General features: G+C 38.5%; 20 protein-coding genes. 11 read left to right on the top strand and 9 right to left on the bottom strand.

Going from position 1 to position 22,299, the window contains the following annotated elements:
* Positions 1–248 precede the first annotated feature (248 nt).
* From ACK1I8_RS21660 to ACK1I8_RS21650, 3 genes are all read left to right on the top strand, one after another.
* The gene (locus ACK1I8_RS21660; RefSeq protein ID WP_412467326.1) at positions 249–1,685 is read left to right on the top strand and encodes a pseudouridine synthase; all 1,437 of its coding nucleotides are present in this window, start codon (positions 249–251) and stop codon (positions 1,683–1,685) included.
* Positions 1,686–1,937: 252 nt separating this feature from the next.
* A complete protein-coding gene (locus tag ACK1I8_RS21655) occupies positions 1,938–3,047 on the top strand; it encodes a lactonase family protein (protein WP_412467325.1) in 1,110 nt (369 codons plus the stop codon).
* A gap of 268 nt (positions 3,048–3,315) precedes the next feature.
* Complete coding sequence (locus tag ACK1I8_RS21650; RefSeq protein ID WP_412467324.1) at positions 3,316–3,615, top strand: GIY-YIG nuclease family protein; 300 nt, start codon at positions 3,316–3,318, stop codon at positions 3,613–3,615.
* A gap of 179 nt (positions 3,616–3,794) precedes the next feature.
* Here ACK1I8_RS21650 and ACK1I8_RS21645 read toward each other — a convergent pair whose 3' ends face one another.
* The 4 genes from ACK1I8_RS21645 to tilS all read right to left on the bottom strand — a co-directional run bounded on the left by ACK1I8_RS21645 (position 3,795) and on the right by tilS (position 7,955).
* Positions 3,795–4,241, bottom strand: a complete 447-nt coding sequence (locus ACK1I8_RS21645; protein ID WP_412467323.1) for a KTSC domain-containing protein — start codon at positions 4,239–4,241, stop codon at positions 3,795–3,797.
* A 263-nt stretch (positions 4,242–4,504) separates the two neighbouring features.
* Positions 4,505–5,647, bottom strand: coding sequence for an N-acetyl-alpha-D-glucosaminyl L-malate synthase BshA (bshA, locus tag ACK1I8_RS21640; RefSeq protein WP_412467322.1), 1,143 nt, complete (start codon positions 5,645–5,647; stop codon positions 4,505–4,507).
* A gap of 487 nt (positions 5,648–6,134) precedes the next feature.
* Complete coding sequence (locus ACK1I8_RS21635; RefSeq protein ID WP_090988355.1) at positions 6,135–6,623, bottom strand: hypothetical protein; 489 nt, start codon at positions 6,621–6,623, stop codon at positions 6,135–6,137.
* Complete coding sequence (tilS, locus tag ACK1I8_RS21630; protein WP_412467321.1) at positions 6,624–7,955, bottom strand: tRNA lysidine(34) synthetase TilS; 1,332 nt, start codon at positions 7,953–7,955, stop codon at positions 6,624–6,626.
* A 65-nt stretch (positions 7,956–8,020) separates the two neighbouring features.
* On the opposite strand from tilS, the gene ACK1I8_RS21625 reads away from it, so the two are divergent.
* Positions 8,021–10,441 (top strand): OstA-like protein, encoded by a 2,421-nt coding sequence (locus ACK1I8_RS21625; protein ID WP_412467320.1) that lies wholly within the window; start codon positions 8,021–8,023, stop codon positions 10,439–10,441.
* Between the two features lie 192 nt (positions 10,442–10,633).
* Here ACK1I8_RS21625 and ACK1I8_RS21620 read toward each other — a convergent pair whose 3' ends face one another.
* Both ACK1I8_RS21620 and ACK1I8_RS21615 read right to left on the bottom strand, forming a co-directional pair.
* Positions 10,634–11,209 (bottom strand): non-canonical purine NTP diphosphatase, encoded by a 576-nt coding sequence (locus ACK1I8_RS21620; RefSeq protein WP_412467319.1) that lies wholly within the window; start codon positions 11,207–11,209, stop codon positions 10,634–10,636.
* A 145-nt stretch (positions 11,210–11,354) separates the two neighbouring features.
* Positions 11,355–12,008, bottom strand: coding sequence for a hypothetical protein (locus ACK1I8_RS21615; protein WP_412467318.1), 654 nt, complete (start codon positions 12,006–12,008; stop codon positions 11,355–11,357).
* Positions 12,009–12,148: 140 nt separating this feature from the next.
* On the opposite strand from ACK1I8_RS21615, the gene ACK1I8_RS21610 reads away from it, so the two are divergent.
* From ACK1I8_RS21610 to ACK1I8_RS21590, 5 genes are all read left to right on the top strand, one after another.
* Positions 12,149–12,700, top strand: a complete 552-nt coding sequence (locus ACK1I8_RS21610; protein WP_412467317.1) for a hypothetical protein — start codon at positions 12,149–12,151, stop codon at positions 12,698–12,700.
* A 52-nt stretch (positions 12,701–12,752) separates the two neighbouring features.
* Positions 12,753–14,114 (top strand): peptidylprolyl isomerase, encoded by a 1,362-nt coding sequence (locus tag ACK1I8_RS21605; protein ID WP_412467316.1) that lies wholly within the window; start codon positions 12,753–12,755, stop codon positions 14,112–14,114.
* A 5-nt stretch (positions 14,115–14,119) separates the two neighbouring features.
* Entirely contained in the window at positions 14,120–15,082 is a 963-nt protein-coding gene (locus ACK1I8_RS21600; RefSeq protein WP_412467315.1) for an AAA family ATPase, read from the top strand.
* Positions 15,083–15,451: 369 nt separating this feature from the next.
* Positions 15,452–15,973, top strand: a complete 522-nt coding sequence (locus tag ACK1I8_RS21595; RefSeq protein WP_412467314.1) for a hypothetical protein — start codon at positions 15,452–15,454, stop codon at positions 15,971–15,973.
* Between the two features lie 138 nt (positions 15,974–16,111).
* Entirely contained in the window at positions 16,112–16,303 is a 192-nt protein-coding gene (locus tag ACK1I8_RS21590) for a hypothetical protein (protein ID WP_412467313.1), read from the top strand.
* Positions 16,304–16,429: 126 nt separating this feature from the next.
* Here the strand turns inward: ACK1I8_RS21590 and ACK1I8_RS21585 are convergent, their stop codons facing one another.
* From ACK1I8_RS21585 to cysS, 3 genes are all read right to left on the bottom strand, one after another.
* Entirely contained in the window at positions 16,430–17,317 is an 888-nt protein-coding gene (locus ACK1I8_RS21585) for a glycerophosphodiester phosphodiesterase family protein (RefSeq protein ID WP_412467312.1), read from the bottom strand.
* A 251-nt stretch (positions 17,318–17,568) separates the two neighbouring features.
* Positions 17,569–18,426: a nuclear transport factor 2 family protein gene (locus ACK1I8_RS21580; RefSeq protein ID WP_412467311.1), complete on the bottom strand. Its 858-nt coding sequence runs from the start codon at positions 18,424–18,426 to the stop codon at positions 17,569–17,571.
* A gap of 244 nt (positions 18,427–18,670) precedes the next feature.
* Positions 18,671–20,131 (bottom strand): cysteine--tRNA ligase, encoded by a 1,461-nt coding sequence (gene cysS, locus ACK1I8_RS21575; RefSeq protein WP_412467310.1) that lies wholly within the window; start codon positions 20,129–20,131, stop codon positions 18,671–18,673.
* A 610-nt stretch (positions 20,132–20,741) separates the two neighbouring features.
* Between cysS and lipA the strand changes: the two genes are divergently transcribed.
* The gene (lipA, locus tag ACK1I8_RS21570; RefSeq protein ID WP_412467309.1) at positions 20,742–21,635 is read left to right on the top strand and encodes a lipoyl synthase; all 894 of its coding nucleotides are present in this window, start codon (positions 20,742–20,744) and stop codon (positions 21,633–21,635) included.
* A gap of 55 nt (positions 21,636–21,690) precedes the next feature.
* On the top strand, positions 21,691–22,299 hold the full coding sequence (locus ACK1I8_RS21565; protein WP_412467308.1) for an RNA polymerase sigma factor: 609 nt from the start codon (positions 21,691–21,693) through the stop codon (positions 22,297–22,299).

Here is a 22,299-nt window from a genome sequence, read left to right as displayed (position 1 = left end):
GGTGAAACTTAAATAAAAACGCTGGCAAAGCTATAAAATAATAAGCACACTATCAAATAGTTACAAAAATAAGTGCAAAAATCCGCCTTTAAAGTGCTTTAAAGGCGGATTTTAAATTTTGATTTTTGAACGATTTTTCCTATTTTAGAGGCTATTTTTTTATCTACTTTTTCTGCTTGAGTAGTTGTAATATTCGCCAATTTTTCATAAATTTGCAGCCCGCATTTTTAATGCGTTAAAAGCGTATCATGATAAACAAAAACAACAGGAACAGTCGGGATGACAAGTCCAAAACAGGCGGTCGGAAAACAGAAGGCAGAAGCAGTTCGGCCGGATCAGGCAGAAAAAGATCGGACGACAAAGACAGCAAATTCAAAAAATCATCCGATCCAAAAGACAGCTTCAAATCCAGAAGCACAGATGGTAAAGATTTCAAATCAAAATCTTTCGGAAACCAAAAAGAATTCAAACCCAGATCAGGAGGACGTGATTTCAAATCGAAAGATTCGGAACCGCAGAGTTTCAAATTCGGCGATCGTGAGTTCAGGTCTAAAGATTCAACTGCTGAAGATCGCGGTTCCAAATCAAGAGATTACAAACCAAGAACGGGCGACCGTGACTTCAAATCGAGAGACTACAAACCAAAAACGGGAGAAAGAGATTTTAAAACAAGAGAAGGTGGTGCAAGAGATTATAAGCCAAGAACAGGAGAACGTGATTTCAGATCTAAGGATGGAGATTCGCGCGATTTTAAACCGAGAGAAGGCGGCTATAAAGATTACAAATCCAGAGGAAAATCAGATTTCAAGCCAAGTGCAGGAAGTTCAAGAGATGTAAAACCCAGAGAGCCGAGGGAAGGCGATACCCGTCCGTTTAGAAAACGTGATGAGACGCAGCCAAGAGATACGGAATTTAATCATCCGCAACGCACTGTAATTGCTCCGAGCCGTAAAACAAATGAAGATAAAGGCTTAATTCGCCTAAACAGATATATTTCAAATGCAGGCATCTGCTCTCGCCGTAAAGCCGACGAACTGATCATTGCCGGTATTATTACCGTAAATGGCGAAGCTATTACCGAACTGGGACACAAAGTAGACCCGGCAAAAGATTTGGTTCGTTACAATGGAGAATTATTAAAACGTGAGAAAAAAGTTTACGTTTTATTGAATAAGCCAAAAGACTACATTACCACTACAGATGATCCTCAGGAACGCCGTACCGTAATGCAACTGGTTGACAAAGCGAGTCGTGAACGTATTTATCCGGTTGGCCGTTTAGACCGCAATACCACAGGCTTGTTGTTAATGACAAATGATGGTGATTTAGCCGATAAATTATCGCACCCTAAAAACGGTATCACAAAAATTTATAACGTTGAATTGGATAAATCTTTATCACAGGGCGATTTAAACAAAATTGCTTTTGGTTTAGAGCTTGAAGATGGCCTGATTAAGCCCGACAATATTTCTTACGTTGCAGGCGGAACAAAAAAAGAAATCGGTATCCAGATCCACAGTGGAAAAAACAGGATTGTTCGCCGTATTTTTGAACATTTAGGTTATAACGTAGAAAAATTAGACCGTGTGGTTTATGGTAATTTAACCAAGAAAGATTTACCGCGCGGCAGATGGCGTTATCTTGAAGAACATGAATTGATCCAAATTAAACATTTAATTAAATAGGGTAAGGCAGCCGATCGGCTGCCTTTTTTATTTATTGTTTTTTTTAACACTAAGCATATAGAGAATCGCATCAACCTTGTTTGCAAAGCAGAGGAATAAACATTACATTTATACATACCAGACAGCGATAAAATCGCCATTCTCATGCATCCCGATTGCAAACCGGGACGATCGATCACGGAACATCTTATGTATTTGCTGTGACTCCGTAACCAACTTTCTTTATATTTGCTAAAATCAACACATCGTTTCATGAAAAAATTTAGTTCATTGCTTATACTCACCATACTATCTACCTTAACATTTGCCCAAAAAAGCAATTACAACCTAATGGTTGGTACTTACACCGCACCTGGAAAAAGTGAAGGGATTTACATTTACAATTTTAATACTAAAACCGCTGCTACAACTATAAAAAGTATTACAAAAAACACACTAAACCCAAGCTATTTAGCTGTTTCACCAGATCATCAATTTGTTTATGCCGTTAACGAAACCGGTGCAGCCAGCACGGTTAGTGCATTTAAATATGATGCAGCAAGCGGGAACCTGACTTTTCTGAACAAGGTTGATAGTCATGGTGCAGATCCATGTTACATTACCGTTGACGACAAAAACGTAATTGTGGCCAATTATAGCGGTGGCAGTTTAGCAGTATTTTCAAGAAAAGCAGATGGGTCGTTAACCGAAGCGCTACAGATCATTAAACATACAGGCAAAAGTATTGATCCGAAGGGCAGGCAGGAAAGTGCACACGTACACATGGTTAAATTTACACCAGATCATCAATATTTGATTGTTAATGATCTGGGTGAAGATCAGACTTACATTTACAATTATAACCCAAATGCAAAAGAAAAGATATTGACCGTAAAATCGGTCCTTAAAACCAATGCAGGAAGTGGTCCGAGGCACATTACTTTTAGTCCGAATGGAAAATTTGGCTATTTAGTACATGAATTTAACGGCAGCATAACTGTTTTCGCCTACTCAAATGGAAATTTGACCAAAATCCAGGAAATTGGCACTACACCAAAAGATTTTACCGGAAAAATTGACGGGGCGGACATCCACGTTTCTGCTGATGGAAAATTTCTTTATGAAACCAACCGGGGAGATGCCAATAGCATTTCTGCCTTTTCAATCCTGCCGAACGGTAAACTAAAATTGATTGAAACCGTAAGCACGTTAGGTAAAGGACCAAGAAATTTCGCCATCGATCCGACTGGAAAATTTCTTTTGATCGGACATCAGTACACCAACAACATTGTTATTTTTGACCGAAATAAAAACACCGGAAAATTAACCGATAGCGGCAAAAGAATTGAGGTTGGCGCTCCGGTATGTTTAGCTTTTGATTAAAAAGTCAACTTTATTCATGGAAAATTTCGATTGGACAAAATTCACGCTCAGGATTGCCATAAAAGCTAAACTTGAGAAATGTATACAAGAAATGGAAATTAGATAAAATGGCAAATAATCAAAATTGCCAGCTTAATTCTTAACTCTTATTGGTCAAGCTATAGTCGTATAATAGATACTGAAACAAGTTCAGTATGACGGATTCCACATGCAATCGTCACCCTGAACTTGTTTCAGGGTCTATAAAGGCCGCATTTAACATATAATCATGGAAAGAGGAGGCTGCGTTTACATATTAACAAATCACACACATACGGTTTTGTACATCGGTGTAACATCAGACTTATATTTCAGGGTAGTTGAGCATAGAGAGAAGAAATATCCAGATTCATTTACAGCCAAATACAACTGTAGTAAACTCGTCTATTTCGAGCAGTTTGATTCTATTGAGGAAGCTATTGCAAAAGAAAAACAATTAAAAAACTGGAGGAGGGAATGGAAGATTAATCTTATTAACGGAAGAAATCCTAACTGGGTAGATTTATTTGAAACTTTAGAAGATGGCTAAATCACGAGGAATAAATTACTAAACATCTGCATGATAAATACTGAAACACCCGTCCGACTAGCCGGGCGGGTGTTTCAGGGTCTTTGAAGCGGGACAGATACCGAAAACGGTTCATTATGACGAAATAAAAAAAGGCCCCGATTTTCATTGGAGCCTTTAAAATAATATATCATCAATCCTTATGCCGGTTCTGCAACCCTGGTCACATTACGATACGGGAATTCATTAAAAATATGCCTGCGGGCAAAACGGCCGGGCGAATCAGCATTAACCAATTTCACGTAGATTGCTTTTGGCACATCAAAATATTCGTAAACACTTCCATCAAAAAACTGGATATTTAAAACCTGTTGTTTGTACTCGAAATCCTGAATATTCGACAAGGTAGTTGTTTGTGTGTAGGTTTCGATATTCTGTTCACGTGTTTCAGGCGCAATACTCACCAGGAAATGATAAGCTTCAATAATTTGTTTACTTCTGGCTTCTGCATCCAACTTCTCTTCTTCCTGCTGAAATTTATCAGGGTGACAATCTTTCATCAATGTACGGTACACAGATTTAAGCTCTTTTAATTCAGCATTCTTATCTACGTTTAAAAGCTTTCTGTAATCAACAATTTTCTTCATTTGGAATAACCTCTTTTTAATTTTGCGGAAATGATTCAGGAATTTTTAAACACCAAACCTTTTCAAGCCGCAAAGATACGATTTATAATCATTTGATTTTGAGAAAGTTTACATTTTTAAATTATTGCCGACACCAATGATCAAGCGGACAATTTTCCTATACTGTAATTATCTTTTTTACCACAGATGTTTAAAGATCAGTGTGAGTTTATTATCTGCAAACCTTTGTTTTTCTTGTAGTTAAAATATAAAGATAGACGTAGTTAATATTTAGCTTGCAAAGAGTTTTCAATAACTTCTTTATAATAACTGACATAAACCGGTAAAATCTTTTTTAAATCGAAATCCTGTGCCCTTTTGAATGCGTTTTCTTTAAAACGGTTAAGTGTTTCATCATCTTTTAAAATCTCAATGGCATGTGCAGCCATCGATTCTACATCACCAACATTGCTCATGTAACCACAAAATCCGTCAATGTTAAGCTCAGGTAAACCACCAGCATTTGTGGTAATTGCCGGTACTTTACACGCCATTGCTTCTAATGCAGCCAAACCAAAACTTTCAGATTCTGAAGGCATTAAGAAAAGATCCGAAACCGATAAGATCTCTTCAACCGCATCCTGCTTACCTAAAAACCTTACATTTTCACAAATATTCAATGATCTGCATAACTGCTCATCGTAAGCACGTTCAGGTCCATCGCCTACCATTAGGAGTTTCGACGGAATAACGGCCTGTACTTTTTCGAAAATCCTGATCACATCAGCAGTACGTTTCACTTTTCTGAAATTACTGGTGTGGATTAAAATACGCTCATTATTTGGCGCAATTGCTTTTTTAAAATGACCTTTGGCCTGTAAACTAAAGCGTGAAAAATCTATAAAATTCGGGATTACCTTAATTTTTTTTGTAATCTCAAAGTGGTTATAGGTATCTTCTTTCAAATCTTCCGACACGGTAGTTACCCCATCGCTCTGGTTAATGGAAAAAGTAACCACGGGCTTGTAGGTTGGATCTTTACCCACTAAAGTAATATCGGTGCCATGCAAAGTAGTAACCACCGGAATATGAAGGCCATAACTTGCCAAAATCTGCTTCGCCATAAAAGCAGCAGATGCATGTGGAATGGCATAATGAACGTGTAATACATCCAATTGCTCAAACCGGACAACATCTACCAGTTTGCTGGCCAGTGCCGATTCGTACGGGGCGTAATCGAAAAGTGGATAATCCCTTACCGATACCTCATGATAAAAAAGATTGGAAGAAAAGAAATCGAGCCTGGCAGGCTGACTGTAAGTAATAAAGTGAACCTGGTGCCCTTCGTTAGCCAGTGCTTTACCCAGTTCTGTTGCAACTACTCCACTACCGCCGAAAGTGGGGTAGCAAACAATTCCTATCTTCATCGTAAATGTATTGTTGTTACCGCAAATGTAGCCGATTTTAATCTATAATACGTGTCGGTTTATTGCAATAAAAACGGCAACCTTTTTTGTTTATCCTTTCCCGAAGTTTCATAGCAACATTAATGAAAAATCAAAGGATGACTATCTATCTTTTTTAATAGCTCATGTCTTTATTTTGGAGCGCAGGGCTTTTGGAACTTATTAAAGCTAGTTCCTGCTTTACGCTATAGCCCTCGTACCTCGGGCTGTCGATACAATCAGGGCTAAAAACTTAAGGCGGTAGCAGCGCAAACAGACATAGTAGCATAAACCCAACGAGCCAAAACCCGATCGAACGAATGCTCGCCGTTTTTTCTAAGGGCAGCAGCAGAGATAGCGGGACAGGATTGCCAATAATCTGCTACAACTCTTTCCAACATATTTACAGACTCCAGATTGCTTTCACAACCGACATTTTTTTGATCTCAAATCTAGCCTAGCCAGAAAACTATTTCAGATTTCTCATTTCCTCTTTAATGACAAGGAAAAGTTCATTAGGCCTTTGGGTACCAATAAAATATTCCAGGCCATCGCGATCGGTTAACACCACCGCATCCTTACCTGATGAATAAAAGCGGATTGTTCCTTTTGTGTGCAGATTGTAAACCGGGTTATTGAAAAAATAACGGCTATAGGTAGCCTTACGTACATCTACAATACTATTCAGGTCGATCTTAACGCGTTTAGTTGTCCATAGGCCATCCAGAATGATACTGCCGTTATCTACTACGATTTTGTACTGGATCAGAAAAAGCAAAAGCATAGAAACACCTATGATTCCGAAACCGACAACCAGGAACAAATCTTGCGTATTGTCACGATCGCGCTCGTAAACATAAGCGGCGAAACAGAACGCAGCCATAATCAGCCTGATGAAAATACGGACATAATCACGGCCGATGTATTGTTTTTCGATATAGGCGTATTTGCTTTCCACTTATTTAATTTTGAGTTCGAATATAGCAACTTTTTTTGTTGCAGCAGTTAATTTGTATCGGTTATCCTGCCGCATACCAGCAATCCAGATAATTTCACCGTTCCCGTTAACCAGAATCGGCGTAACGCTTTTCAAATGCAGGGGGACTTTCTCATCAATAAAATAATCACTTACCTTTTTAAGGTTGCGCATACCCAATGGAATAAATTTATCTCCATTTTGCCAGTTCCTCACTACCAATGGAAAAATTAATTTATCTGCGTTGACAAAAGCTTTATTCAAATTTGCTTCGAATTCCAACTCCGCTGTAAACACCAATGAAATTTCCTCCCGGCCAAAAACAACGTTTTCAGTTGTGGGGTGGATAAATTGATTGGCTGTAACCGATGAATGCTGCTCAACAATAACCAGGTCGTTCCTGTTGATAATCACCTGATGCGTAGTGCTGAAAAAATGCGTACCACTTAAGGCCTTTAAGCTGTTTAAGATCTCCTGCACCACATTTTCAGCAAAATTAAACGGTTTAAGCAACTCGTAAAGCAATAACTTTTGGGGGTTTAATCTGGAAATCTCCGCTAAGGATATATAGGTACCATCATTTCTTTTATTCAGGATTTCAACAGTGAGTTTCTGTACCTGTATATTCAAAAAAGCCTCCAATTCGGCGAAACGTGCGCTATTCTCGGCAAAAGTTTTCTCGAGATTGGGATTGATTTCCTGCAAATGCGGTACAACCTGTAACCTGATTTTATTGCGTGTATAAGCGGTACTTGAATTCGAACTGTCTTCCACAAAACCGATGTTATTGGCGATTACCAATTCCTCAATCTGCTGGCGGTTTAAAAAGAGCAAAGGTCTGATCAGGAAATTACGTTTAGGTAAAATGCCGTGCAATCCGCTGATGCCGGTGCCACGCGTAAGGTTGATGAGTACGGTTTCTACTGCATCGTTCTGATGTTGCGCCAGGGCAATGTAATCGTATCCTTCATTACGCCTGATTTCTTCAAACCAGTTATAACGCAGATTACGTGCTGCCATCTGAGTAGAAATTTTATTTTCAGCCGCATATTTTTTGGTATCAAAATGCGTTACATAAAAAGGTAAATCAAAATTTTTGGCCAATAAGGCAACAAAACTTTCATCGCGTTGCGCTTCATCGGCACGCAAATTAAAATTACAATGTGCCACACCAACATCAACACCTATCGCTTTAAACAGATGCAGCATTAATACCGAGTCCTTCCCCCCGCTTACAGCCAAAAGAATGCGATTGCCCTGAACAAATAATTTTTGCTGTTCAATAAAATCCTGGAATTGGCTTAGGGGTAACATCCATCAAAAATATTTAATTTTAACTGGTATTCCGAACGTTCGGAACAAAAAACTAACTTTGTAGTGTGCAAAAACTATTTGTCTTTTTACTCTTTTTAATCAGTCCGGTACTTTTATTCGGCCAGCAACCTGCTTCGAAGATTAAAATCGTTTCATTTTCTAAAATAACCGGAGATACCAAGAAAAAAATCAGTTATCTCCGTAACCCTGTTTTTCAACAGGACAACGCAACTTTAACCTGCGACAGTGCCGTATTTTATAGCGAACGTAACTATTTCGAAGCTTTTAAAAACGTTCATATCAACCAGCTTACAACAGATATTTATTCAGATCAACTGGAGTATGATGGCAATAAGAAACATGCGCATTTAACCGGAAATGTGAAAATGATCGATCCAACATCGATTTTAACAACCAATATTTTAGATTACAATACCCTGAGCAAGATCGGAACTTATACCAGCGGGGGCAAAATCGTAAATAAAGAAGTAACGTTAACCAGTAAAAACGGCTATTATTTTAGCAACTCGAATGATGCCTATTTTAAATATGATGTAGTTGTGGTTACGCCACAGTCGACCATAAAGTCGGATACCATGAGCTACAACACGCAGAGTAAGTGGACTTTTTTTTACGGACCAACCAATATCAAAGGAAAAGACGATAATCTTTACACCGAAAATGGCCAGTATAATACCATGACGGAGGATGCCTTTTTTGGAAAGAAAAATCTTTACACGCAGGGTACACGTTCTTTAAAAGGTGATAGTTTGTATTACTATGGTAAACAGGGCGTTGGAAAAGCGGTTAAAAACATTGTTTTCTCTGACACGAAAGACAAGATGAAAATGTTTGGCGATTTAGGCTATTACTATAAACTGGATCAGCGGACTTTGGTCACCCGAAACGCCTACCTGGGTATAGGTACCGAAGATTCAGTTATGGTAAACAATAAAAAAAGGCCCGATAGTTTATGGATGGGTGCAGATACGCTGGAAACGCAGATGGTACTGCAAAAAACCTTAAAATTAGTGCCTAAAATTTCGATAAAAGCCGATAACCAGGTTGGGGAAGATGATGAAGATGGCGGAAAGAAAGAAAAAGGGGAACCGAAATATAAACCAGAAGCCGAATTAAGCCAAAAATCAGATAAAAATAAGCTTAATGCCAAAAATGGCAAGGCTGATAAAAACAAAAACAACAAAGGTGAGGCTGAAACAGATGGCCAGCTTAATCTGAAAGATAAGAGTATCGATAGCTTAAAATTAAAAGCAGACTCGCTTGGCAGAGGGCTGCCAAAAATTAATCTGGACAGTTTACAAAAGCGTAATATTTTGAAGGAAAAGGCCGATTCAATTATTAAAAACCTACCTAAACTTAAAACAGACAGCCTGAAAAAACCTGCTGACAGTGACAAAACTAATCCAATTGTAAAGAACCTATCAAAAAGCAAAATTGATAGTTTACAAAAAAAGATTACAGACAAGACTTCAACTTTAACAAAGGATATTTCCAAAGCCAATGTTGATAGCCTGCCAAAAAAAATCGCAAAACCTGGTGTCAAAGATAGCTTAACAAAAGTTCTCGGGAATTTAAAAGGTGGCACATTAAAAACAGATACGGCCAAATTTAATCCAGCCGATACCGTTAAAACGCGTATCATTAAGGCTTACCATGGTGTTAAGATTTTTAAAACCAATATCCAGGCCAAAACCGATAGTCTGTTTTATACCAGTGCCGATTCTACCTTACGTTGCTACAACAACCCAATCATCTGGTCGGAAGGTTCGCAACAGGTTGGCGACACCATATTTGTTCAGTTTAAGAATAAAAAACTGAATAATTTACAGGCTTTCAGGAACGCATTTTTAGTGAATACACCGAAAGATTCGTTAAGGTTTAACCAGATAAAAGGAAGATTGATGACAGGATTCTTTACCAACGGAAAATTCAAAACCTTATATGTGGATGGCAATGCCGAAAGTATTTATTACACCCACGATGACAGTACAAAAGTGTACAAAGAAATGAATCAAACCCTGAGCAGCAGGATAAAATTTATTTTTAAGGATAAGGAAAATGCCATTGAGGAAATTGTGTATATCAAAGGAATAGAAGGGGCTTTGAATCCGGAGAACACCATTGCAAAAGACCATGTATTAAAAGGCTTTTCGTGGAAACCCACCGAACGTCCGAAGTCAAAGAAAGACGCTATTGGTTCAGCCGGGAAACCTAAAAACAAAGTAAAGGCTAAAACCATTGCGGGTAAAACGGTAAAAGGTGCAAAACGATTAGCAACCTCTGCAAACAAACCCTCAATAAAGACATCCGCTGTTAATCCAAAAATTACGTTGGGGAAAGACAGCTTAAAGGTTGATCAGCAATCGCCTCAAAGTAAACCGGCAGATACGACCAACTTTGGCATCAAACCCATCTTACCGAAAAAAGACTCGAGCGAGGTGAAAAAACCAGTTGGTAAAATGTAGTCTATTCTGATAGTCTTGACCCTGACCTGTAGTGCAGCGAAAGGCTACGTAGTAAACCGAGCCTTAAGCGAGCTCGCCGAAGGTAAGTTATCTCAGGGCCTACGCAATCTGTAAGATGCTGACCACGAAGCAGCTACAAAGCAATTGACATTATCATTTCTGCTTGTAAAATAAATCCAGCATAACGATCACTCAAATACCCTTCAAAAACTCCAACATCTTTTTTAGCGCTATAGCTCGGTGGCTGATTTTATTCTTTTGTGCAAGATCCATTTCAGCAAAAGTGATTTCATAACCATCTGGCTGAAAAATAGGATCATAACCAAAACCCTTTGAACCTGACAAGGCAGTTCTGATTGTTCCATCTATTATCCCTTCAAAAATATGATTTTTGCCGTCCTGCATTAAAGAGATCACTGTTTTAAACCTCGCTTTTCTGTTGTGATTTCCCTCAAGCTTTGCCAAAACCAAGTTAATATTATCTTGGCTATCCCTGCTTCCGGAATATCTTGCAGAATAAACACCAGGTTCGTTATTTAATGCTTCAATTTCTAAACCGCTATCATCGGCAAAACAATCCAGGTTAAAATGTTCAACTACATAGCTGCTTTTTAAAGTTGCGTTACCCTCAAAAGTATCAGCAGTTTCAGGAATATCAACCAAACAACCAATATCTTCCAGATTCAATACTTCATATTTGCCTTCTAGTGCAGCACGTATTTCTTCCGTTTTATGTTGGTTATTGGTCGCAAATACAAGTTTTTTCATTGTAAAAAAGTTGAAAGATAAAAAAGTTGAAAGATAAAAAAGTTGAAATGTTGAAAGGTTAAGGCTTTCTATATAAAGGCGACGGCGTCACATCTTGATACTTAATACTTGATACTCCATACCAAATACCCTATACTAAACAATGCTATTTAATTTTCTGCAGATGCCCCCACAATTTTTTCTTAGCATTTAAATCGCTATCCAGATGATGGAGGTGTGGGGCAAAGATCATTCTGGTGGATTCATGAACAATGATTTCATTCTGCCAGGTAAAGTTCAATCTCAAATCGGCAAACTCCACCCCGAAAGATAACATAATGGCAGGTTTGAAAAACCGGTGCAGTTCTGCAAAATCTGTTCCTTTATAATTTGAATAATTTAGCAGTGCAAAATCAGGCGTACCCAAATCTACAGCTTTAACAATTTTCCTCAAGAGTTCCCTTCCCTGCTCGGTACTTACCTCATGCTCATGATCATTAACCAAAATAAGTACCGATTTTTTATTCCCACCCAAAAATTTAAACGTTTTTTCAGGCGCAGATTCTGCCACCTGATGCGGAATTTCTGGAGCTTTCGGATAAACTTTAGATTGATTTACAGGATTAATCTCCGGAATTTGCGCTATATCTGACTTTAAAACAGGTTCAACTGATGGTTTTACAGAGACATTTTCGATAGCAGAAACTGGCTCAGCATGACGCAAAGGCTGAATTTCTACGTTTTCATCTTTTACCAGAAAAACCTCTTCAGTAAAAAATAAACGTAAAGCATTCGCATTGTTGGTAACCTGGTTTTCCATTCGTATTTTTGCCGGATAATAATTTCTGTTAAAATTAGTTAAATATCTTATAATAGCGCCGCTAATTGTTACTTTTATCCCTTAAAATTTATAGAGTGCTCTGGTTGAAGAAAGCTTACTCCTTATTTTTTTTCTGCTTGATGTATAGCATTTCGTTTGCTCAAAACGTTGCTGTGGTAAACGGGAAATCGATAAGTGCTAAAGAATTGATGTGGGCATACAAAAAAAGCCATAACGGAAATGTAAGTGTTCCATACGATACTTTGCAGGCCTATTTAAATTTGTACATAAATTTTAAGCTGAAGGTTTTAGATGCCCGAGAGATGGGATTGGATAAAAGCGCAGATTACCAGGAAGAAATTAAAACTTATGAGGATGCATTGGCCACACATAAAAAAGCTGGTGCCAGCAGCAAAGATCATGATTTCTTACTGAATGAATATCGGGAAGGTGTTTTAATGTTTAATGTTTCGGAACAAAAAATCTGGAACAAGGCACAGGAAGACGAAGAAGCGATAAATGAATTTTATGCCAAAAACCAAAAAAAGTACAGTAAGCCGTTAGGCGATGTGAGAGGGATGGTAATTGCTGATTACCAGCAAAGTTTAGAAGAAAAATGGCTGAAAAGCCTCAAACAAAAATATCAGATCAAAATTAATGAAAGTGAGTTAAAAAAGCTTGCCAAGTTGTAATCTGTCTGATTTTTTACTGATAAGTATTAAATTTGAAAATATAATAAATAGAATGAAGAAAGTTTTTTTAGTAGTAACCGCTTTAATTGGCCTGTTTTTAAACAGTTTTGCTCAAAAACACACCGTAGATAAGGTTGCTGCTGTTGTAGGGAATAATATTATCCTGCTATCTGACTTAAACCAGCAATACACGCAATATCTTTATCAGGGAAATCCACAAAACAGCGACATTAAGTGTAAAATATTGCAGCAAACCTTAACCCAAAAATTACTTAAACAACAGGCTGAAATCGATTCGGTAATGGTTGAAGATGGTGCTGTTGATGACGAAGTAAATAAACGTATGCGTTACAGCATGCAACGTGCCGGCGGACAGGAGCGTTTGGAACAGTTTTTAAACAAATCGGTATTACAGTATAAAGATGAAATCAGACCATCGATAAAAGATGAACTGATTGCACATAAAATGCAACAAAAAATCACCGAAAATATTAACGTAACCCCAATGGAAGTGGAGAAATACTTCAAATCGTTGGGCGATAGCGTTCCGGAATTCAATACAGAAGTTGAGGTTGGTGAAATTATTTTAAATCCAAAGTTAACCAGAGCGGAAAAACAAAAATTCCGCGATAAAATTGAAGCGCTTCGTTTAAGGGTTAAAAGTGGTGAAGATATGGGTGTTTTAGCCAAAACCTATTCTGAAGATCCAGGTTCGGCCTCGGATGGTGGTGATTATGGTTTTATCGATAGGAACACCATGGTTAAAGAATTTACAGCCTGGGCATTTAAATTAAAAGCCGGAGAAATTTCACCAGTGTTCGAAACTGAGTACGGTTTCCACTTTTTACAGGTTTTAGAACGCAGGGGTGAGCAGGTACATGTTAGGCACATTTTAATTATGCCTAAAACTACACCAGAAAGTTTAACGCGTTTAAAATTACATGCAGATAGTATTTACAACAACCTGATGGCCAAAAAATTAAGCTTTGCAGCCGCAGCAAACCTTTATTCTGATAATAAAGATAGTAAATACAACGGTGGTATGATGCTTAATGCTGAAGACGTTCAGTCTAGAAGCACCTTTATACCGGTTGATAAATTAGATCCTTCAGTTTTTCTGGTTATCGATAGCATGAAAGTAGGTGGTATTTCTCAGCCTAATTTATTTACTGCTGCTGATGGAAAACAAGGTTACCGTATTTTATATTTAAAATCTAAAATTCCGCCGCACAAGGCAAACTTAGCCCAGGATTTCCCAAAAATCAGAGATGCTGCACAAAGTGATAAAATTAATCGTACTTTAAGTGAATGGTTTCAAAAACGTCGCGAAAGCACATACATTAAAATCGACGATGAATTTAATAACTGTGATGAATTAAAAATCTGGACTAAAACCGCCACAGCCGCAAAATAACACCAATGCAATATCAAAACGAAGTAGAAGCTGTTGATGCACTTCATCAATCTTTCAACAACATTAAAGCTGAAATAAGCAAGGTAGTAGTTGGACAGGATGACATCATAAAATCTGTTTTAATCGCCATTTTTAGCAACGGACATTGTCTGTTGGTGGGCGTACCCGGATTGGCTAAAACTTTACTTGTACAAACTGTGGCTTCCGTTCTCGATCTTGATTTTAACCGGATCCAATTTACACCAGATTTAATGCCAAGCGACATTATCGGTGCAGAGATTTTAGGCGAAGACAGACACTTTAAATTTATAAAAGGACCTGTTTTTTCCAATATCATCCTCGCTGACGAAATTAACCGTACCCCTCCAAAAACACAGGCGGCACTGTTAGAAGCCATGCAGGAGAAATCGGTAACGGCAGCCGGACAAACCCATTCCCTGCCTAAGCCATTTTTTGTTCTTGCCACGCAAAACCCGATTGAGCAGGAAGGAACATACCCCCTTCCGGAGGCCCAGTTAGACCGTTTCATGTTCAATATTCAGTTAAACTATCCGGCTTTTGCTGATGAACTGAACATTGTTAAAAACACCACCAGTAATAAAACCATTGAGCTGCGAAAAATTATCCATGCTGATGATATTCAATATTTCCAGAAATTGATCCGAGAGATTCCGGTAACAGACAATGTATTGGAATATGCTGTTAAACTCGTAGCGAAAACCCGTCCGAATACAGAATTTGCTACTGATGCTGTAAATAAATACATCAGCTGGGGTGCAGGTCCACGTGCTTCGCAGTTTCTGGTGCTGGGTGCCAAATGCCATGCAGCAGTAACCGGAAAATACGCTCCTGATATTGAAGATGTAAAAGCAGTTGCCGAACCTATTCTACGCCACCGTATTGTGCGTAATTACCGCGCAGAAGCTGAAGGTTTATCAATTGAAAAAATCATTAAGGATTTATTGTAACATTAGCCTGGCTAGTCGGGATTTATAAGCCCGACTGTAAATACCTATTGCAGCTAATTTAATTTCCCTGATTATTACTTGGTTCCGGTCTGCACAATAATGAGAAATTTTCAGAGAGTTTATCAAAATAATTTGCAATTCACTGAAAATAAATATCTTTGCAAAAAATCATAGAAATGCTACGTCAACTACATATCCAGCAGTTAAGCTTTAGCCCGTCTTGTGGCATAAAGGGCTTGGGTATTGATTTAAGTTTCCTTCCCAACCCTTAGTCGGTTTTAAGTTTCAACAATTTAAAATCCTATTTTAAAATCAATTTATTACACATTGCTAAGCAATTACTGCTTATCAAAATTAATGATATCCGTTATGGACATTTATACTACTGTAGATGAAAAATATCTACAGGCTATCGAAGAATTGCATTGGGGCGAATTACCACAAGCACTTCAGTATTTTAACGAAATTCTGGTTTTCGACCCTGATTATGCCAGGGCTTATTTTCAGCTGGGCAACATTTTTCAGCATCATTTTAAAGATTACAAAACCGCAGGTTATTATTACAAACGTTGCATCGAACTTGATCCTGATTTCCCTGAGGTGTACAAACCATACCTGAAACTTGTGATCACCCTTAAAATGCACAAACTGGTAAAACAGGTTGCAGAAAAGGCTTTACTGATACCTGGTGTTTGTGAATCGCACATTTACGAATGTTTAGGCTTATATGCCGAGCAACAACAAAATTTCGATGAAGCGGCCAATTATTTCAGAAAGGCAGCACTTTTTAATGCCGTTCAGGAAGAGCAAAGCACTTTGCAGGAACACCAAACCCGTATTAAAAGCAAAATGAATAGCATGAAAATGATGATTTACGATTTACAGGGATAAAAGGCAGTGCCTTTTGTCCTTTTTAAGAAGAGGATAATCTTAAAATACTATTCGCCAATTGCCCTTGTTATTTTAATTTTGTTGTTATCTTTACCACATAATTACAAAGCATAAATTCTTAAATCAAAAATATTCAATATGTCAGCTCACGATTCACACGCACCGGTTCAGCAAACAAAAGGCATTTGGGCTTTGCCATTAACGGTATGGATTATTGTTTTAATCCTGCTTGTGGCTTTCACCAGACCAATTTTTCACCATGGAGAAGAAACCTCTTCACATGAAAAAACTGAAGCACACCACACAGAAACTCCTGAATCGCACCACTAGGCATTTAAATTCATAAAAAAAGCGCTGAAATCAGCGCTTTTTTTATTTTATTTTTTAATGGTTGGTGTCACACCAGCCAGCTAAACTTTTATTTCAGTCGGTGAGACACCGACCAATAAACCAAGACTAGTTATCCAATTGCCCCATAATGTTTGGGAAATCGGTAATAATGCCATCTACGCCTAAACTTTTAAAGTATTTTACTTCCTTCACTGTATTTACGGTCCAGGGAATGATTTTGATTCCCATTTCATGGCAGCGATCTACCAGACCCTTACCAACCAGTACCGAATAAGGACTATAAATAGTCGGTTTAAAACCTAATTTCTCAATATAATCTTCAAGAGGCTCTTTTTCATCAATTAGTAAAGAGGTTTGTATTTTTGGATATTTCTCATGCAGATATTGCAGTGTCCGCATATCAAATGATTCGATAATTACTCTTTTTGAAATTTTCTTTGCATGAATTACATCCATAATCAGTTCTACAAATTCTGCAGGCTCCGGATGAAATTCATTATCACCGTTTTTTATCGTTTTTGTTTCGATGCTGTAAACAGGCTTAGCCAGTTTCTGTGCTTTAACATAAGCCTCCACAGCATCTATGGTTTCGGAAAGTAAAGGCTTGTAAGCTTTAAACTTCATCTGTCCGGGAAAACGACTGTGAACTTTACTGCCCACATCAAACTTTTTAATCTGCTCATAGTCCATTTTGTAGATGTTGAATTTCTTTTGATCTTTCAATGTTATTTCTTTTCCATTGGGCTGCAGCGAAATTTCGTTATTAAAATAAGGCTCCTGCGAAAGTACCACCTGTTTGTCTTTTGAAATTACAGCGTCCATTTCTAGAGTGGTAACGCCTAAATCCAGCGCTTTTAACATGCCTTCAATGGTATTTTCAGGCATAACGCCCCGAACACCTGCTTTGCCTTGCACATCGAATTTCCTTTTTTGTGCCGAAACATTAAAACAAAACAAAAGGAGAACAGAGAAAATAAGTAAATTTTTATACATGATTTTTAAACGTAAAATAGATAATTTTATTGGCAATATTTTTCTTTCGTAGCGCATATACATTGCCCTTTTTAATGTTGTTCCTGCTTTCCCCCTATATCTTTCCGCTGCGCTACAAGGATGCCGCTTCATCCGATAATTATCGGATCAGGGCCACGCCTGAGCCAGTCAGCAAACCACGCAAATCCCTGAAAATAAAAAAAGGGCCTCTTTTTTACAGATAGCCCCTCTTTAATTCACATTTTTGGTATTTATCTTTCTGCTGGTACAAAAGCCTGTACAATTAAGTTCCAGCTTGCATCTGCCGCCTTTTCATAAACGAAAACATAATTAAAACTTTCCCGTAAATCGGCCTTGTAATCGATAGTGGCAACACCATAGGTATAAGCGAGATCACTACCAATTGCTTTATCAACACCAGTTGTTTTCAAGTTAATTTTACTGATCATGCTGTTATAAAAAGCAATAATTTTCCCTTTCCCTTCAATGGCTTCGTTACCAGGGAAAAGCAAACGTGCATCACTGGTTAAAAAACCACCAAATGCTGCAATTCCATGTGTTTTTAATAATGTATTTAACGTTTTTTCGGTGGTTAAGATAATTTCTTTTCCGGCCTTAATTTCCCTTTCATTCAAAAATTTCGGTGCAACATGATCTTTGGGCTCTACAAATGATGGTGTAACTTTAGCCAAGGGCTTATTGCTTTCCGTTCCTAAATCAATAGCTAATTTCCATCTGCCATTTTCCGGTTTCCAGATCGATAAGTATTGCCCATATTTTTTTTCTGAAGCACCAATTTCGTATGGCCCTGTGGTAAAACCCAAATCACCACTGCGCGATACTTTCGCCAGGTTTGGCGTCCATGTAATATCATTCTCTGCATTTGCTTTACCTGCATAAAAAGTTTTAGCATTTACCGGGTTTGGCCTGAACACCAAAGTACTGGTGGTTGAGTAGTCTATATAAGCTTCTTTATCTCCATTTTTGGCAATTGACCTGGCAAAATCCTTTTCTGCATTTATTAAAGATTTGGTTGTTCCATCGCTTTTTTGAGCAAAGGCGCCTAATGCTAAAAGCGAAGCGATTGCAGTTGAAAATAAGTGTTTCATTATTAATTGATATAATATGTTTTGGCGAATATAAAATTTTCTTTAATGTGTGCCCCTAAAAGTAATTAACAATTACACATAAAGGTTATTCATTTTTCGTTCCAGATCAAGTTGTCCCCCCTTTTAAAAAGGGAGACGCACTTAAAATTTTCCAGAAATTATTTTACAGACAAATTAGCACTGATTTGAGCGGGTTACAGACTGGCTGTGTAAAGCCCGGCTCCAACTCCGAACTTAAAATCCGCTAAGCTTTACTCCAGGTGGTACCGTCTTTACCATCTTTGAGCTGAATGCCCAATTCCTGTAAACCAATACGGATCCGATCAGAAGTGGCATAATCTTTATTCGCTTTAGCCTCCGTTCTCAGGTTGATGACCATATCTAAAACGCCATTTAAATCGTTACTTCCGGCATCCTCATCCTTTAGTCCTAAAATATCGAATACGAAGTCGTTGATCAGCTGTTTGAGTTTTGCTAGAGCTTCAGCAGAAATTTTTCCCTTACCATCATAAACGGTATTGATTATCCTAACCGCCTCAAACAATTCGGCAACCAAAATCGGACTGTTAAAGTCGTCATTCATCGCATTAATGCATTTTTCCTTCAATGCATCAATATCAAAATCGTTTTGTTCAGAAACCGATAATTTATCCAACAGGCCAATTGCCGACATTAAACGCCGGTAACCTTTTTCCGAGGCATCTAAAGCATCGTTAGAGAAATCCAGCGTACTGCGGTAATGCGCCTGTAGCATAAAAAACTTTACCGTCATCGGGCTATACCCTTTTTTTAGCAAAGGGTGGTCTCCCGTAAATAACTCTAATGGAAGAAAACCATTGCCAGCCGATTTAGACATACGGGTACCGTTTACGGTAAGCATGTTGGTATGCATCCAATAGCGCGCGGGTTGTTTATGGCTGCAAGCTTCAGATTGCGCAATTTCGTTGGTATGGTGCGTTGCTGCCAAATCCATTCCACCACCATGAATATCAAATTCGGCCCCTAAATATTTGGCGCTCATGGCCGAACATTCGATATGCCAGCCCGGAAAACCCATGCCCCATGGCGATTGCCATTGCATCAGGGTTTCTGGCTTTGCTTTTATCCATAGCGCAAAGTCTAACCTTCCGCGTTTCTCATCCTGCCCACCCAATTCGCGGGTATTGTTCAGCATATCTTCGAGGTTGCGGTTGGTTAAAATCGTATAATTGTATTCTTTACTATATTTTTCTACATCAAAATATACATTTCCATCCACTTCGTAACCGTAGCCGTTGGCTATAATCACCTTGATCATTTCGATCTGCTCAATAATGTGTCCGGTAGCGGTAGGTTCGATGCTGGGCGGCTGTGTGTTAAACATACGCAATACATCATGGAAACCTAAGGTATATTTCTGAACAATCTCCATCGGCTCAAGTTGTTCCAATTTCGCACGTTTTGCAAACTTATCATCTCCTTCATCCCGATCACCCTCCAAATGGCCGGCATCGGTAATATTACGTACATAACGCACCTTGTAACCCGCATATTTAAGATACCTGAAAATTAAATCGAACGAGATAAATGTGCGGCAATTGCCCAGATGCACATCGCTGTAAACAGTAGGCCCGCATACATACATCCCAACATGGGGTGCATTTAAGGGTTGAAAAAGTTCTTTTTTGCGCGAAAGCGTATTGTAAAGCTGTAAGCCAGTATCCATATTGCAAATGTAAGATTTAGTTAGAAAGTTAAAACCTTTAAAATGGTATTGTTGTGCATATGATTTTTAACTAACATTTAATACCAAACAGAATGATTAAAATATGTTGTTTTTCTTGCTCAATTGTTATTTGGAAAGGTGCTGTAGTACTCATTGGCAACAGCAGTCCCTCTTTCCGCTATAGTCCCGACGGAAAAATCGGGAGCTGCCGCTTCAATAGGGTTTAGGTAGCAGGGGTTAGCGCTTTTGGGATAGTAAACTTAGGAAGCTTATGTTGCCCCACCCGAAAAAAGTGGTTGGCTGAATTCATGGTTTTTATACCTTAAGAATTGAGTCAGATCCTTTTGTCGGACTTGGAAGATTGATTGTTGATTCTGCTTACCGCAATCGGAAAACAGTTAACAGACCACATAAAACTATGGGCAGAATAAATGTGGTTTAATTTTTCAATAGCTTCAGACAGGAATTTCTGACACTACAGGCGGGCCCTAAACTTGCAAAGTTTGGCTCCGCCTCTACCAGCAGACTCCGCAAGTTTTCCAGAGGATTATTACAACGCTCAAACATTTCGACATTGCAACAATTCAATCCTATTCGTTAACTTTGTACCATGATTGATTTACCAGTAGTACCTGCTGTGACTGAAATAAAGCGTAAACCAGACTGGTTACGTGTAAAATTACCCGTTGGTAAAGAGTATGCCCAGGTTCGCAGCCTGGTTGACACACACAAGCTTCACACCATCTGCGAAAGTGGCAATTGCCCTAATATGGGCGAGTGCTGGGGTGCGGGTACGGCAACATTCATGATTTTAGGGAACATCTGTACCCGCAGCTGTTCTTTTTGTGCTGTTGCAACTGGCCGTCCTTTGGCTGTTGATGTTGATGAGCCTAACCGCATCGCCGATTCGGTAAAATTAATGGGTGTTAAACATTGCGTAATTACTTCGGTAGATCGCGATGACTTAAAAGATGGTGGCTCCATCATTTGGGCAGAAACCTTACAAGCCATCCGTAGAGAAAGTCCAATTACGACATTAGAAACTTTAATTCCCGATTTTAAAGGCCAATGGGATAACTTATACCGCGTTTTGGAAGAGCGCCCGGAAGTGGTTTCGCACAATATGGAAACGGTTAGGCGTTTAACCAAACAAGTGCGTATCCAGGCTAAATATGATAGAAGTTTAGAAGCCCTCAAAAGAATTTCAGAATTTGGGTTAAGAACAAAAACCGGCATTATGCTTGGTTTGGGCGAAACAGAAGAAGATATTTTCGAGGCAATGGATGATTTAGTGGCCAATGGCGTGCATATCCTAACCTTGGGCCAATATTTACAACCAACCCGCAACCATCATCCTGTTGTGGACTGGATCCATCCGGATACCTTTGCCATGTATAAGGAAGCTGGCCTGGCAAAAGGCTTAAAGTATGTAGAGAGTGGCCCGCTGGTGCGTTCATCTTACCATGCCGAAAAACACCTCTTCCCAATTGAAGGAATAGCATAGTCCATTCCCTTAATTAACGCTGTAAAAGTTTTATAATCGTATTCCTGAGCGGAATGTGTTTATAAAACTTTTTTTTGCTTTTGCTGTTGTGTATTGTATCTTAGTAACCATAGTGACTGCATTTAAAAAATTAACCCTAACTGAGCCAGAACTTGTGCTAGCGCTGCAATCGAAAGATCCTGCGGTACTAAAAACGCTATACAGTATGTATTCATCAGCACTTTATGGCGTTATTTCAAGAATTATTACCCACACCGAACTTGCTGAAGATGTACTACAAGAAACTTTTGTAAAAATCTGGCAATCTGCTGCACACTATGATCATACCAAAGGACGTTTATTCACGTGGATGATGAACATTGCACGCAATTTATCGATTGACAAATTACGTTCTAAAGATTTTAAGAATTCACTCAAAAACCAAGATATAGAAAATAACGTAAGTTTTGTTGATGAGCAAAACAAGGTTACGTTTAACCCCGATGTTCTTGGTGTTAAGCAACTTGTAAATAACCTTAAACCGGATTTACAAGCAGTTCTTGATTTAGTTTATTACAAGGGTTTCACCCATGTGGAGGCCGCAGAAAAGTTAGATCTGCCATTAGGTACGGTGAAAACCCGGATCCGACTGGCTATTATTGAATTGAGAAGGAGTTTTAATTGA

This window comes from Pedobacter sp. KLB.chiD (genome assembly GCF_047040275.1).
Classification (GTDB): Bacteria; Bacteroidota; Bacteroidia; order Sphingobacteriales; family Sphingobacteriaceae; genus Pedobacter.
The sequence above is the reverse complement of the archived record's forward strand: the minus strand, read 5'-3'. Positions and strand labels throughout refer to the sequence as shown.

Bases quoted from the DNA above. Each gene is read 5' to 3' on its own strand.
- ACK1I8_RS21660 (WP_412467326.1), top strand. From the start codon at position 249: ATGATAAACAAAAACAACAGGAACAGTCGGGATGACAAGTCCAAAACA.
- ACK1I8_RS21655 (WP_412467325.1), top strand. From the start codon at position 1,938: ATGAAAAAATTTAGTTCATTGCTTATACTCACCATACTATCTACCTTA.
- ACK1I8_RS21650 (WP_412467324.1), top strand. From the start codon at position 3,316: ATGGAAAGAGGAGGCTGCGTTTACATATTAACAAATCACACACATACG.
- ACK1I8_RS21645 (WP_412467323.1), bottom strand. From the start codon at position 4,241: ATGAAGAAAATTGTTGATTACAGAAAGCTTTTAAACGTAGATAAGAAT.
- bshA (WP_412467322.1), bottom strand. From the start codon at position 5,647: ATGAAGATAGGAATTGTTTGCTACCCCACTTTCGGCGGTAGTGGAGTA.
- tilS (WP_412467321.1), bottom strand. From the start codon at position 7,955: ATGTTACCCCTAAGCCAATTCCAGGATTTTATTGAACAGCAAAAATTA.
- ACK1I8_RS21620 (WP_412467319.1), bottom strand. From the start codon at position 11,209: ATGAAAAAACTTGTATTTGCGACCAATAACCAACATAAAACGGAAGAA.
- ACK1I8_RS21615 (WP_412467318.1), bottom strand. From the start codon at position 12,008: ATGGAAAACCAGGTTACCAACAATGCGAATGCTTTACGTTTATTTTTT.
- ACK1I8_RS21610 (WP_412467317.1), top strand. From the start codon at position 12,149: ATGTATAGCATTTCGTTTGCTCAAAACGTTGCTGTGGTAAACGGGAAA.
- ACK1I8_RS21605 (WP_412467316.1), top strand. From the start codon at position 12,753: ATGAAGAAAGTTTTTTTAGTAGTAACCGCTTTAATTGGCCTGTTTTTA.
- ACK1I8_RS21600 (WP_412467315.1), top strand. From the start codon at position 14,120: ATGCAATATCAAAACGAAGTAGAAGCTGTTGATGCACTTCATCAATCT.
- ACK1I8_RS21595 (WP_412467314.1), top strand. From the start codon at position 15,452: ATGGACATTTATACTACTGTAGATGAAAAATATCTACAGGCTATCGAA.
- ACK1I8_RS21590 (WP_412467313.1), top strand. From the start codon at position 16,112: ATGTCAGCTCACGATTCACACGCACCGGTTCAGCAAACAAAAGGCATT.
- ACK1I8_RS21585 (WP_412467312.1), bottom strand. From the start codon at position 17,317: ATGTATAAAAATTTACTTATTTTCTCTGTTCTCCTTTTGTTTTGTTTT.
- ACK1I8_RS21580 (WP_412467311.1), bottom strand. From the start codon at position 18,426: ATGAAACACTTATTTTCAACTGCAATCGCTTCGCTTTTAGCATTAGGC.
- cysS (WP_412467310.1), bottom strand. From the start codon at position 20,131: ATGGATACTGGCTTACAGCTTTACAATACGCTTTCGCGCAAAAAAGAA.
- lipA (WP_412467309.1), top strand. From the start codon at position 20,742: ATGATTGATTTACCAGTAGTACCTGCTGTGACTGAAATAAAGCGTAAA.